Source organism: Streptomyces sp. NPDC002779 (genome assembly GCF_042888685.1).
Classification (GTDB): Bacteria; Actinomycetota; Actinomycetes; order Streptomycetales; family Streptomycetaceae; genus Streptomyces.
Map to the genome: position 1 here is coordinate 636415 of NZ_JBIAQC010000002.1, position 12839 is coordinate 649253.

The window sequence follows — 12839 nt, forward strand, 5'->3', positions numbered from 1 at the left end:
GCCGTAGTATTCACGCGTGGCAGGTCGGATCAATGACGAGGACGTGAAGGCGGTTCGGGACGCGGTCCCGATCGACGCCGTGGTGTCCGAGTACCTCCAGCTGCGCAACGCGGGCGGTGGCAACCTCAAGGGGCTCTGCCCGTTCCACGACGAGAAGTCGCCCTCCTTCCAGGTCAGCCCGAGCAAGGGGCTCTTCCACTGCTTCGGCTGCCAGGAGGGCGGCGACACCATCACGTTCGTGATGAAGGTCGACCACCTCTCCTTCTCCGAGGCGGTCGAGCGCCTCGCCGGCCAGGCCGGCATCACCCTGCGTTACGAGGAGGGCGGCTACAACCCCTCCCACCAGCGCGGCGAGCGGATCCGGCTGGTCGAGGCCCACAAGATCGCCGCCGAGTGGTACGCCGAGCAGCTCGCCGCCAGCCCCGAGGCCGAGACCGGCCGGGTGTTCCTCGCCGAGCGCGGCTTCGACCAGGCCGCCGCCGTGCACTTCGGCGTCGGCTACAGCCCGCAGGGGTGGGACCACCTCACCCGCTATCTGCGCGGCAAGGGGTTCTCCGACAAGGAGCTGATCCTCTCCGGTCTCTCCCAGGAGGGCCGCCGCGGCCCCATCGACCGCTTCCGGGGCCGGCTGATGTGGCCCATCCGCGACATCGGCGGCGAGGTCGTCGGCTTCGGCGCGCGCAAGCTGTACGAGGCGGACAACGGCCCGAAGTACCTCAACACCCCCGACACCGCGATCTACCGCAAGAGCCAGGTCCTCTACGGCATCGACCTGGCGAAGAAGGAGATCGCGAAGTCCTCCCGCGCGGTCGTCGTCGAGGGCTACACCGACGTCATGGCCTGCCATCTCGCCGGGGTCCCGACGGCCATCGCGACCTGCGGCACCGCCTTCGGCACCGACCACATCAAGATCCTGCGCCGGCTCCTGATGGACAACGGCTCGGCCCGGGTGATCTTCACCTTCGACGGTGACGCGGCCGGCCAGAAGGCGGCCCTGCGCGCCTTCGAGGACGACCAGAAGTTCGCCGCCGAGACCTACATCGCCATCGCCCCCGACGGCATGGACCCCTGCGACCTGCGCCTCGCCAAGGGCGACGAGGCCGTCGCCGACCTGGTCGAACCCCGCACCCCGCTCTTCGAGTTCGCCCTCCGCCAGATCGTCCTGCGCTACGACCTGGACACCCCCGGCGGCCGGGCCGCGGCACTGGACGAGGCCGCGCCGATCGTCGCCCGCATCAAGAACAGCGGCGCCCAGCACGAGGTCGCCGTCCAGCTGGCCGGCATGCTCGGCATCCTCGACACCCAGTTCGTGGTCAAGCGGGTGGCCCAGCTGGCCCGTTGGGCCCGGGACCGCGGTGGCAAGGGCCCGGCCCCGGCGCGCGGCCCGCGGCAGCCGTACGACGCCGCCCCCCGGCCGATGGCGGGGGGCCCGGCGCTCAACCTCCGCAACCCCGTCTACGCCACCGAGCGCGAGCTGCTCAAGCTCGCCCTCCAGCGCCCCGAGCTGGTCTCCCCGGCCTTCGACGCGTACGGCATCGACGAGTTCACGGCCGCGCCCTACGCCGCCGTGCGCCAGGCGGTCATGGAGGCGGGCGGCGTCGAGTACGGCGTCCAGGACGCGCAGGACTATCTGGTCCGGGTGCGGGACGCGGCGCCCGACGACGCGGTCCGCGCGATGGTCACCGAGCTGGCCGTCGAGGCGATCATGCGCCGTACCGTCGACGAGAACTACGCGGGCGAACAGCTCGTCACCGTCCGCCGCCGGGCCGTCGAGCGCCGCATCCGTGACATCCAGTCCCAGATGACCCGGCTCTCCGCGGGCGGGGACCCGGCCCGACTCGCCGCGGTGCAGAACGAACTGTGGGTTCTCCAGCAGTACGACCAGGCTCTGCGGGAGCACGGAGCCGCAGCTCTGTAGCCCTGCGGGCGCTCCCGCGATAACCGCGCGGTCACGGACCGAACGCAAAAAGTCACCGCACGCCCCTCGTGGCGGCGATGTGTCGTACGCAACACTGGGTTCCGGTGCCTGAGTCCTCGGAGCGCGGCCGATCCGTCCCCTACGGGTCCCATACCCCCGCGGTTCCGCTCATCGCGTACGGGACGGACAGCGGCGAGGCCGCCGACTCCGCCCCCGAAGCCGCGCTGCCGCTCTTTTCAGCAGCGATCATCCTGGAGGTCGCCCCCGTGCAGACCCAGACCCTCACCCAGACCGACACCGGTACCGCCGGCGGCACGGACGCCGCACCGGACGAGGAGCCCGACGTCCTCGTCGCGGTGCCCCCGCAGAACCGTGCCGCGCACCACCCCGAGACCGAGCCGGAGACCCCGGCCGCCCTCGACGAACCGCCCGAGCCGGTGCGCGCCCCCCGGGCCGACAACAGCGGGCCGTCCTCGGACCTGTTCCGCCAGTACCTGCGGGAGATCGGCCGCATCCCGTTGCTCACGGCCGCCGAGGAGGTCGAACTCGCCCGCCGCGTCGAGGCCGGCCTGTTCGCGGAGGAGAAGCTCAGCAGCACCCCCGACCTGGACAGCCAGTTGGCACTGGACCTGGACCGGCTGGTCGTGATGGGCCGGATGGCCAAGCGCCGCCTGATCGAGGCGAACCTGCGCCTGGTGGTCTCGGTGGCCAAGCGGTACGTCGGCCGTGGCCTGACCATGCTGGACCTGGTGCAGGAGGGAAACCTGGGCCTGATCCGCGCGGTGGAGAAGTTCGACTACGCCCGCGGCTACAAGTTCTCCACGTATGCCACCTGGTGGATCCGCCAGGCCATGTCCCGGGCCCTGGCCGACCAGGCCCGCACGATCCGCGTCCCGGTCCATGTCGTGGAGCTGATCAACCGGGTGGTCCGGGTGCAGCGCCGCATGCTGCAGGAACGCGGCTACGAGCCGACCCCGGAGGAAGTGGCCGGCCAGCTGGACCTCGCTCCGGAGCGGGTGAGCGAGGTGCTGCGGCTGGCCCAGGAGCCGGTGTCCCTGCACGCCCCGGTGGGCGAGGAGGACGACGTGGCGCTCGGCGACCTGATAGAGGACGGCGACGCGGCCAGCCCGGTGGAATCGGCGGCGTTCCTCCTGCTGCGCGAGCACCTGGAGGCGGTCCTGTCCACGCTGGGCGAGCGCGAGCGCAAGGTCGTCCAGCTCCGCTACGGCCTGGCCGACGGCCGCCCCCGCACGCTGGAGGAGATAGGCCGCATCTTCGGCGTGACCAGGGAACGCATCCGCCAGATCGAGTCGAAGACCCTGAACAAACTGCGCGACCACGCCTTCGCGGACCAGCTCAGGGGATACCTGGACTAGGAGGGGGGCCGCCGGACGGCGGCCCCCGCACGCTCAGTCCACCTCGGCGACCGCCTCCGCGAACTGGGCCTTGTACAGGCGGGCGTACGCGCCGTCGGCCGCCAGCAGTTCGCCGTGGGCGCCCTGTTCGACGATGGAGCCGTTCTCCATCACCAGGATCGTGTCCGCGTCCCGGATCGTCGACAGGCGGTGCGCGATGACGAACGACGTACGGCCGTGCGCGAGTTTCGCCATCGCCTTCTGGATCAGCACCTCGGTACGGGTGTCGACGGAGGACGTCGCCTCGTCCAGCACCAGGATCACCGGATCCGACAGGAACGCCCGGGCGATGGTGATCAGCTGCTTCTCACCGGCACTGACCCCGGAACCTTCGTCGTCGATCACCGTGTCGTAGCCGTCGGGAAGGGTCCGGATGAACCGGTCCGCGTGGGCCGCCCGGGCCGCCTCCTCGATCTCGCCCGGGGTGACCTCGCGCGCGGCCCCGTACGCGATGTTCTCCGCGATGGTCCCGCCGAACAGCCAGGTGTCCTGCAGCACCATGCCGATCCCGGCGCGCAGTTCGTCCCGGGACATCGTCGCCACGTCCACCCCGTCCAGCGTGATCCGCCCGCCGGAGACCTCGTAGAACCGCATCAGGAGGTTGACCAGCGTGGTCTTCCCGGCGCCGGTCGGGCCGACGATCGCGACCGTCTGCCCGGGCTCCACCGTCAGCGTGAGGTCCTCGATGAGCGGCTTGTCGGGGTCGTACCGGAAGGACACGCCCTCCAGCGCCACCCGCCCGCGCAGCTCCTCCGGCCGCACCCCCGGGACGGGGTCCGCCGACTGCTCCTCCGCGTCGAGGAGTTCGAAGACCCGCTCGGCGGAGGCCACCCCGGACTGCACCAGGTTCGCCATCGACGCGACCTGCGTGAGCGGCATCGAGAACTGCCGCGAGTACTGGATGAAGGCCTGGACGTCACCGATGGACAGCGAGCCCGACGCCACCCGCAGACCGCCGACCACCGCCACCAGCACATAGTTGAGGTTCGACACGAACATCATCAGCGGCTGCATGATCCCGCTGTTGAACTGCGCCTTGAACCCGGCCTCGTACAGCGCCTCGTTCTGCTCGGCGAACTGCTGCGCCGACTCGTCCTGCCGCCCGAACACCTTCACCAGGGTGTGCCCGGTGTACATCTCCTCGACGTGCGCGTTGAGCGTGCCGGTGGAGCGCCACTGCTGCACGAAGTGCGGCTGCGAGCGCTTGCCGACCCGGGTGGCGATGTAGAAGGAGAGCGGCACGGTCACCAGCGCGACCAGCGCCAGGATCCACGACACCCAGAACATCATCGCGAGCACCCCGATGATGGTCAGCACCGAGTTGATGAGCTGGCCCATCGACTGCTGGAGGGTCTGCCCGATGTTGTCGATGTCGTTGGTGGCGCGGGACAGCACCTCACCGCGCTGCCGCTCGTCGAAGTACGACAGCGGCAGCCGCCCCAGCTTGACCTGCACGTCCTCGCGCAGTCGGAACATGGTCCGGTTCACGGCCCGGTTCACCAGCCGCGTCGCCACCGCCATCAGCAGCCCGGCGACGGTGAACACGGCGAGCGCGAGCAGCAGCACGTTCCCGACGGCGGTGAAGTCGATGCCCTCGCCCGGCGTGAAGTCGGTACTGCGGAGCATGTCGGCCACGTTGTCGTCGCCCCGGTCCCGCATGTCCTGAAGGACCTGCTCCTTCGTGGCGCCGGGTGTCATCTCCCGTCCGACGATGCCCGCGAAGACCAGGTCGGTGGCCTGGCCGAGGATCTTCGGCCCGACGACCGTCAGCCCCACGCTGACCACGACACACGCCAGCAGCACCCAGATGGTGAGCCGCTCCGGCTTGAACTGGGCGACCAGCCGGCGGCCCGACACCTTGAAGTCCAGCGAGCGGTGGTCCGGGCCGGTGCCCGCCATCATCCGCCCCATCGGCCCGGCCATCAGGCGGCCTCCGCTTCCGTCAGCTGGGAGAGCACGATCTCCCGGTACGTCTCGTTGTCCGCCATCAGCTCCCGGTGCCGCCCGGTGCCGACGACCCGGCCCTCGTCGAGCACCACGATCCGGTCGGCGTCCCGGATGGTCGCCACCCGCTGGGCGACGATCACCACGGTCGCCTCGGCGGTCTCCCGGGCCAGCGCGGCGCGCAGGGCCGCGTCGGTGGCGTAGTCGAGAGCCGAGAAGGAGTCGTCGAACAGATAGATCTCCGGGCGCTGCACGAGTGTCCGGGCGATGGCGAGCCGCTGGCGCTGACCACCGGAGACGTTGGTGCCGCCCTGCGCGATCGGCGCGTCGAGCCCGCCGTCCAGCCGCCGCACGAACTCCTCGGCCTGGGCGACCTCCAGCGCGTGCCACAGATCCTCGTCGGTGGCGTCGGGATTGCCGTAGCGAAGGTTCGTCGCGACGGTCCCGGCGAACAGGTACGGCTTCTGCGGGACCAGGCCGACGGTCCTGGCCAGCAGCCGGGGATCGATCGTCGCCACGTCCTCGCCGTCCACCAGGACCCGCCCGTCCGTCGCGTCGAACAGCCGGGGGACCAGACCCAGCAGGGTGGACTTGCCGCTGCCGGTCGAGCCGATCACGGCGGTGGTCTCTCCGGGCAGCGCCACCAGGTCGATGCCCTTGAGCACCGGCTCCTCGGCACCCGGGTAGCGGAATCCCGCCCCGCGGATCTCCAGATGGCCGTGCCGGCGCAGCTCCCGCACCGGTGCCACCGGCGGCACCACGCTGGAGTCGGTGTCCAGGACCTCCTGGATCCGCTCGGCGCACACCTCCGCGCGCGGCACCATCATGAACATGAAGGTGGCCATCATCACGGACATCACGATCTGCATCAGATAGGCGAGGAACGCGGTCAGGTCGCCGATCTGCATGCCGCCGCTGTCGATCCGGTGCGCGCCGAACCACACCACCGCGATCGACGACAGGTTCACCACCGTCATCACGATCGGGAACATCAGCGCGAGCAGGTTCCCGGTGCCCAGCGACATCTCGGTCAGCTCGGTGTTCGCCTTGCGGAAGCGCTGCTGCTCGTACTCGTCGCGGACGAAGGCGCGGATCACGCGGTTGCCGGTGATCTGCTCGCGCAGCACCCGGTTCACCGTGTCCAGACGCACCTGCATGGCCCGGAACAGCGGCCGCATCCGCCGCACGATCAAGGTCACGCAGATGCCCAGCACCGGCACCACGGCGACCAGCACCGCGGACAGCGGCACATCCAGGCCGAGGGCCAGCACGATGCCGCCGACGCACATGATCGGCGCCGAGACCATCAGGGTGAACGTCATCAGGGCCAGCATCTGGACCTGCTGCACGTCATTGGTGGTCCGGGTGATCAGCGAGGGCGCGCCGAAGTGGCCCACCTCGCGCGCGGAAAACGACTGCACCCGGTCGAAGACGGCGGCGCGCACGTCCCGGCCGAGCGCCGCGGCGGTCCGGGCGCCGTAGTACACGGCCCCGATGTTGCACACGACCTGCGCCAGCGAGATGCCGATCATCAGGGCGCCGTAGCTGATGATGTAGCCGGTGTCGCCGTGGACGACACCGTTGTCGATGATGTCCGCGTTCAGGGTGGGCAGGTAGAGCGTGGCGCAGGTCTGCAGGAACTGGAGCAGCACCAGCAGTGCGATGGGTTTTCGGTAGGGCCTGAGATAGGTCCGCAGGAGTCGTATGAGCACGCTGTGTCTCTCGGAGTCGGCGGCGGGGCGGTTGGTTGCCCCTGGCCCCTATCGTCGGACACTCAGCCCGTGTTACCTCAACTGATTAACCCAGCAAGGGTGCGCTACGGGCGAAAGGCCCCCGGATGGGTCTGCTCGCGCACCGACACGAACTGCTGGCGCACCGCCTGTCCCACCGCCAGCTCCTCGCCGGGCTCCAGCACCTGCGCCGCCGCGCCCCGCCAGGCCGGCGGATTCCGCGCGTCCAGCGTGCCCTGCGAGGTCCCGAGCGCCCAGGCGGCCTGCCGGGCGGCCCCGATCGCCGCGTAGTCGGCGGGCTGCGGTACGACGACCTGGGCGCCGAACAGCGACGGCGCCGAGGCCTGCACCGCGGGCAGCTCGGCGGCGGCCCCCAGCAGGAAGACCCGCCGCACCTCGACCCCCCGGCCGCGCAGGACGTCGAGGGCGTCCGCGAGTCCGCACAGCATGCCCTCGAAGGCGGCCCGCGCCAGATGCTCCGGCCGCATCGCCTCCCGCCTGAGCCCGGCCAGGGTGCCGGCGGTGTGCGGCAGATTCGGGGTGCGCTCGCCCTCCAGATAGGGCAGCAGCACCAGCCCGTGCGACCCCGGCGTCGACTTCATCGCCAGCTCGGACAGGCCCTCCAGATCGGGCAGCCCGAGCAGCTCGGCGGTGCCGCGCAGGGTCCGTACGGCGTTCAGGGTGGTGACGACCGGGAGGTGCATGCCCGTGGCGTCGGCCAGCGCGGTGATCATCCCGGTCGGGTCGTGCAGGGCCTCGGGGTGCACGGCCATCACGGATCCGGAGGCGCCGAGCGAGACGACGGCGTCCCCCAGGCCGATGCCGAGCCCGAAGGCGGCAGCCATCGTCTCGCCGGTCCCGGCGGAGATCAGCAGCCCCTCCGGCGTCGTACCGGCGGCCTCGGCGGGGCCGATCACCTCCGGCAGCATGGCCTGGTGACCGAGCGCCAGCTCGATGAGATCGGTGCGGTAGGCGCCGGTGGCAGCGGACCAGTAGCCGGTGCCGGAGGCGCCGCCGCGGTCGGTGGTCCGGCGCACCGGCCGCCCGAGCAGCTGCCACACCAGCCAGTCGTGGGCCTGGAGCAGGACGGCGGTGCGGGCGGCGGCGTCGGGTTCGCTCTTGCTGAGCCAGCGCAGCTTGGTCACCGGCTGCGCGGCCTGCGGCACACAGCCGACGGCCTGCGCCCATGCCTCCCGCCCGCCGAGCGCGTCGACGAGATCGGCCGCGGCGACCTGGGCCCGCTTGTCGCCGCCGACCATGGCGGGCCGGGTGGTGTTGCCCTGGGAGTCCAGGGGCACGACGGCGTTCTGCTGCGAGGACACGCCGATGGCCTGCACCCCCTCCAGCAGACCGCCACCGGCGGCCTCGCCGAGGGAGAGCAGCCAGGCCTGGGGGTCGACATCGGACGGCCGCCCCTCGACCGGGTGCGGCGCATACCCCTGCCGGAGCACGGCTCCGGTGTCCGCGTCGCAGACGACGATTCGAGTGAACTCGGGCGAGCTGTCCAACCCGGCGACTATCCCCATGGCGAAAATTCTATGGGTCCCGCGCTGCGTCGGCGGCTACGTGGTGCTGGTGCCCCAGTCGTCCTCGGCCGCGCCGTTCGGATGACGGTCGCGGAGGTGGCGGACGCGCTGGGTCACCGACTCCGGGACCTTGTCGCCGACCTTGTCGCTGACGGCTTGGTAGGCCTTGCCCGCGTACACCCGGCCTTGCTGGGCCGCGGTCTCCGCGGTGTTGCGCACCGCCGGGTTCTGCGTGACCTGGCGCGCGGATTTCTTCAGCTGCTCATAGCGTTCGCGTCCGGCGCGTGTGCCGAGCACGTAACCCAGAGCCAGCCCGACGGCGAACGTGAGCTTGTAGCGCATGGCGGCGAGCCTTCCCTCGTGGGCGGAGTACCGATTGGCGGAGCACCCCCCTGCTTGCGCTAATGTATGTGTCGCAGCGAGCGTCCGCCCCCTGGCGAATACCCAGGTAGCAACGTTCGATGCAACGAGGCATTCCTCCGTAGCTCAATTGGCAGAGCAGCCGGCTGTTAACCGGCAGGTTACTGGTTCGAGTCCAGTCGGGGGAGCTCGGTCCTCCGTAGCTCAATTGGCAGAGCAGCCGGCTGTTAACCGGCAGGTTACTGGTTCGAGTCCAGTCGGGGGAGCAGGTTGAACGAGGGCCCCTTCGGGGTCCTTTTTCATGTCCTGATCCGGTGCCGGGAACCGCGCGCGGCGCGCCGAAGTCCTTCAGGGCATGCGTAGTCGACCATCCGAAGCAGGAGATCGTATGAGCGGCTATGCTGCGGCAGACGGCGCGTACAAATGTGCGCGACACGCCGCTATGGGGCGGTAGCTCAGCCGGTTAGAGCAGCGGACTCATAATCCGTCGGCCGTGGGTTCGAGTCCCACCCGCCCCACCATGAGCAGGCCGGAGAAACGTTCTGACCTGTTATGCGCCCCGTCCCCGAAGTCGGGACATCACCCGTTCAGTTCGGCGTCGCGTGTGACGGCATAGAACCCGAGGGAACGCAGTACGGCGGTGATGGGGTAGTGGGGCAGGACGGGTTCGAGGGCCGTCCACTCCTGCTCCACCAGCGCCCGTGCCCGGGCCAGCGCGAGGTCCGCAGCCCCGCAACCGGTGATCGCATCGACGCACCGGGCGACATCGTGCGCGTCGGTCGGCCGGGCCCGCACCTGACGCCACAGGCGGAGGGCCGCGTCCCTGGGCAAGATCTCCAGCGCGCAGGTGAGGGGATACGTGAGGCGGCCGTTGCGGACGTCCTCACCCGTCTCCTTACGGACGTCCCCGACACGCGACCGGTGCCCGAGCAGGTCGAACACGTCGTCGGCGATCTGGTAGCCGAGCCCCAGTGCCTCGAAGTACGCGCACAGCGCGGTTTCCTGGGCGGGTGTGGCGCGCCCCAGCACCGCCCCGATCTCAGCGAGGGCGCGGACCGGCAGGGCGGTCTTGAGACGGTGCACGGCGAGGACGCTCTCACCGAGAGTCCGCCCGTCCTGCCGAGGGAAGTCGGCGTCGGAGCCGCCCGCGATGTCGAGCGCCTGCCCGGCGTGTGCGGCACGCAGCATCGAGCACAGCACCTCGTAGGCGCGCAGCCGGTCGGCCGGTTCCAGAGGAATGCGCCGCAGTGCCCGGTCGAAGGTGAAGTACGCCGCCGTGCCCGCGTTGATGGCGGTCGCCTGGCCGTAGAGCCGGTGGGCCGCCACCCGGCCACGACGCAGCTCTGCGGCGTCCTGCACGTCGTCCACCATCAAACTGCCGGTGTGCAGCAGTTCCACTGCCGCGAGCAGGGGCCGGTAGGGGTCGCTGTCGACTCCCAGCGCCTCCAGAACGGCGGCGAAGGCGAACGACCTCCAGCTCTTGCCGGCGCCTTCGACGGTGTGCCGCACCGGGGCGGCCAGGGCGCGGTGCAGCACCTCGTGCGGTACGGCCGCCAGCAGCGGCTCGGCGACGGGCCCGATCAGGTCACGGGTGGCGTCGGGCCCCGCCTCGGCCGGGTAGAACAGCCGCACCTGGGCCCTGGTCTCGGCTCCGATCGTCTCCATCACAGGGTCCAGGCTGGGCAGCAGCTGCGCCGGTTTGACCTCGACGAAACCGGTGCCGCTGACGGCGCGGCCACCGAAGGACCCGCTGACCTCGACCCGCCCCTCCCAGAAACCGCGGTGCACAGTGATCGTCCGCACCTCCTGCTGCGGATAGGACGCCCGCAGCAGAAGGTCGATGCCACGCGACGGGGCCGTCAGGCGCCATGCGACGGGGTAGCGGTTACAGGTGGCCAGTGACGTCCAATGGGCTTGTGGCTCCAGTGCCCAGTCGGTGAGCGGCTCCGCGCCGGTGCCCGGCGGGCCGACCAGGAGGGACGTACGGTCCGCGGTCCGCCTGGTTCCGTCCCGGTGGTCGACCTTGCGCCAGGTGGACACGGACAGGTCGTAGCCGTTGTCCAGGTGCAGACCGCACCAGTCCCACTCCGGCTCGCTGTGCGCGTAGCCCTCCTCTGCCCGGATGAGGTCGATGCCCCACTCGTGGTCGTACCACGCGGTGCCGGAGGCGATGTCGTGCCGGGTGCCGTCGAGCGTGACGCTTCCGGTGACGTCCAGGCGGGTGACGCTGTAGTAGCGCATTCCGTCCTCACCGTCGCCCAGTCCGGCCACCTCACCCGTTTCGCCCTGCCAGGCGGCTGAACGCTGCGGAGTCAGCACGCAGCGCAGTGCGTAGCCCCGCTGCGGATGATTCACGTCGAGGTGATAGCGGCCCTCCTCGTCACGCAGCAGTCCGCCGTGCGGGCCGTAGCCGATACGGAACGGGGAGGTGCCGAACGTGACGGTGCCCTCCAGCGGCAGGTCCGGCAGGGGTGGTTGGTCGGCCGACAGCAGATGCTGCAGGGCCTTCCTCAGCAGTGGTGCGTAGGCCTGGTCATGGTGCAGCACCGACCGGATGAGCGCCAGGTTGGCCGGGTCCACGCAGGACATTGAGGTGTAGCGGCGCTGCTGCGGCTCGCTCCACGCGGCGGCCATGGTGTGTGAGTGCCCCGCCGTTCCGTCGGGGCGCCGCTCGCCGATCCGGAAAAACGCGGCGAACACCGACACGGGGTGGCCACCGGCGGTCGTCAGGTGCAGATTGACGTACCACCACTCCATCCCGGCCCCGGCGTGCGGCAGGTCCGGGTCGCCCTGCTCGTCCAGCGCTGAGAGATACCGAAGAGCCGACGTCCGCCTCGCCGCCACCGAACCCGCCGGTCCGCCGAGCATCATGTCCGACATCGCGAACTCCACATCGTCAAGGTGCCTCGGGCTCGCCGGAGGCGGGCGAGGGGCACTGGCTTGCATGCTCTCCCGCCTGGCCATCAGTGCACTTTCCCGCCGTAAGAGAGCGGCACCGTCCGAGAGGGCAGCACCACTCGAAGGAGTGCGCTGTGCCATGACGCTCGCGAGCTGGTTGTCGCGGCTCGCCGGGGTGGCAGGGCGGGGCGGGTCAGACTCCCTCAGCAGAGGGGCGTCCGTGACGCAGGCCCTCCGTCGAGGGGAGTACCCACCGCTGCGCCAACGGTGAGCATCCGGTGGTGTCCGGTGGCCAGAACTGCCGCACACGCTGACAGCGCCGGCACCTTCATAGAGTGTCTGACCGGCAACAGCACCCAGGAGTTCTCGAACCCCATCACCTACACGCCGCGGCAAACGGCGATCAACGAGACCGGCACGGCCGGCAACTGCGTGTCCGACGTTCCGAATCTGTCCTACGGCACGTACGTGTACTCCGGCAACGGTGTCCTGTCCTGCCTCGGCGGCAACTCGACCGGCAAGTTCACCACCGTCCTTGCCTTCTTCGTGGCGCAGTATGGTGCTGATTTCCCCCGGGGGGGTGATCATCGGGTGAACGATTCTCTTGGTGTGCTGGTTACGGCGTTCGGGCTAACCGCTTGGCGCGGCACCGGGGCCGCGGGCCGAGCCAGGCAGCGATCGGCGTGCAGAGCCATCAGCGGCGAGGACAGTGCCTTGAGCGCGGGCAGGAGCAGCAGGGCGCTCAAGGCTGCCACCCGGGTGGTCGGACCCGCGACGGCCAGGGTGGAGAGGGCGGCGGTGAGCCACAGCGCGCACACGCTCATTTCCGGGTGGGTGGCGTGCAGGGCCGCCAGCCCCTTCTGAGCGGCAGCCCGCTGGCCACCAGCAGATACCCGGGAAGTTGCAGATGCCTCGCCAACGGCCTTGCCACCACCCCCAGGGCGGCCAGCGCGACGGCGGTGAGGAGCGTTCGTCTCCACGATGCCGTCCCCTGGCACAGCGCACCGGCCGCCACGGCACCGGCGAGGACGGCCCCCCAGGAAGGGAA

Annotated in this window: 8 protein-coding genes and 3 tRNA genes; 6 read left to right on the top strand and 5 right to left on the bottom strand. The window is 70.5% G+C overall.

Annotated elements, in window-relative coordinates; genetic code table 11:
• Positions 1–16 precede the first annotated feature (16 nt).
• Together dnaG and ACFYW5_RS08485 are read left to right on the top strand one after the other, a co-directional pair.
• Positions 17–1918 (top strand): DNA primase, encoded by a 1902-nt coding sequence (gene dnaG / locus ACFYW5_RS08480; protein WP_389416175.1) that lies wholly within the window; start codon positions 17–19, stop codon positions 1916–1918.
• A 104-nt stretch (positions 1919–2022) separates the two neighbouring features.
• Complete coding sequence (locus ACFYW5_RS08485) at positions 2023–3294, top strand: RNA polymerase sigma factor (protein ID WP_389416176.1); 1272 nt, start codon at positions 2023–2025, stop codon at positions 3292–3294.
• Between the two features lie 33 nt (positions 3295–3327).
• Here ACFYW5_RS08485 and ACFYW5_RS08490 read toward each other — a convergent pair whose 3' ends face one another.
• The 4 genes from ACFYW5_RS08490 to ACFYW5_RS08505 form a co-directional block, all read right to left on the bottom strand.
• Positions 3328–5256 carry an ABC transporter ATP-binding protein gene (locus tag ACFYW5_RS08490; RefSeq protein ID WP_389416177.1) on the bottom strand — a complete coding sequence of 643 codons (1929 nt, stop codon included), beginning with the start codon at positions 5254–5256 and terminating at the stop codon, positions 3328–3330.
• Positions 5256–6989 (bottom strand): ABC transporter ATP-binding protein, encoded by a 1734-nt coding sequence (locus tag ACFYW5_RS08495; RefSeq protein ID WP_389416178.1) that lies wholly within the window; start codon positions 6987–6989, stop codon positions 5256–5258. The genes ACFYW5_RS08490 and ACFYW5_RS08495 overlap by 1 nt, the downstream gene beginning before the upstream one ends.
• A gap of 104 nt (positions 6990–7093) precedes the next feature.
• Entirely contained in the window at positions 7094–8533 is a 1440-nt protein-coding gene (locus ACFYW5_RS08500; RefSeq protein WP_389416179.1) for an FGGY family carbohydrate kinase, read from the bottom strand.
• A gap of 36 nt (positions 8534–8569) precedes the next feature.
• Positions 8570–8875 (bottom strand): YtxH domain-containing protein, encoded by a 306-nt coding sequence (locus ACFYW5_RS08505; RefSeq protein WP_389416180.1) that lies wholly within the window; start codon positions 8873–8875, stop codon positions 8570–8572.
• A gap of 133 nt (positions 8876–9008) precedes the next feature.
• On the opposite strand from ACFYW5_RS08505, the gene ACFYW5_RS08510 reads away from it, so the two are divergent.
• The 3 genes from ACFYW5_RS08510 (at position 9009) to ACFYW5_RS08520 (ending at position 9414) form a co-directional block, all read left to right on the top strand.
• Positions 9009–9081: transfer RNA gene (locus ACFYW5_RS08510), tRNA-Asn, on the top strand.
• Between the two features lie 5 nt (positions 9082–9086).
• Positions 9087–9159, top strand: a tRNA-Asn gene (locus ACFYW5_RS08515).
• Between the two features lie 178 nt (positions 9160–9337).
• Positions 9338–9414, top strand: a tRNA-Ile gene (locus ACFYW5_RS08520).
• Positions 9415–9472: 58 nt separating this feature from the next.
• On the opposite strand, the gene ACFYW5_RS08525 is transcribed toward ACFYW5_RS08520, so the two are convergent.
• Positions 9473–11773 (bottom strand): polyprenyl synthetase family protein, encoded by a 2301-nt coding sequence (locus tag ACFYW5_RS08525; RefSeq protein ID WP_389416181.1) that lies wholly within the window; start codon positions 11771–11773, stop codon positions 9473–9475.
• Between the two features lie 306 nt (positions 11774–12079).
• On the opposite strand from ACFYW5_RS08525, the gene ACFYW5_RS08530 reads away from it, so the two are divergent.
• Complete coding sequence (locus ACFYW5_RS08530) at positions 12080–12655, top strand: hypothetical protein (RefSeq protein WP_389416182.1); 576 nt, start codon at positions 12080–12082, stop codon at positions 12653–12655.
• Positions 12656–12839 lie beyond the last annotated feature (184 nt).

What these genes read in the sequence shown, in the direction of transcription:
- ACFYW5_RS08490 (WP_389416177.1), bottom strand. Translation starts at nt 5,256, where the DNA reads ATGGCCGGGCCGATGGGGCGGATGATGGCGGGCACCGGCCCGGACCAC.
- ACFYW5_RS08500 (WP_389416179.1), bottom strand. Translation starts at nt 8,533, where the DNA reads ATGGGGATAGTCGCCGGGTTGGACAGCTCGCCCGAGTTCACTCGAATC.
- ACFYW5_RS08505 (WP_389416180.1), bottom strand. Translation starts at nt 8,875, where the DNA reads ATGCGCTACAAGCTCACGTTCGCCGTCGGGCTGGCTCTGGGTTACGTG.
- ACFYW5_RS08525 (WP_389416181.1), bottom strand. Translation starts at nt 11,773, where the DNA reads ATGTCGGACATGATGCTCGGCGGACCGGCGGGTTCGGTGGCGGCGAGG.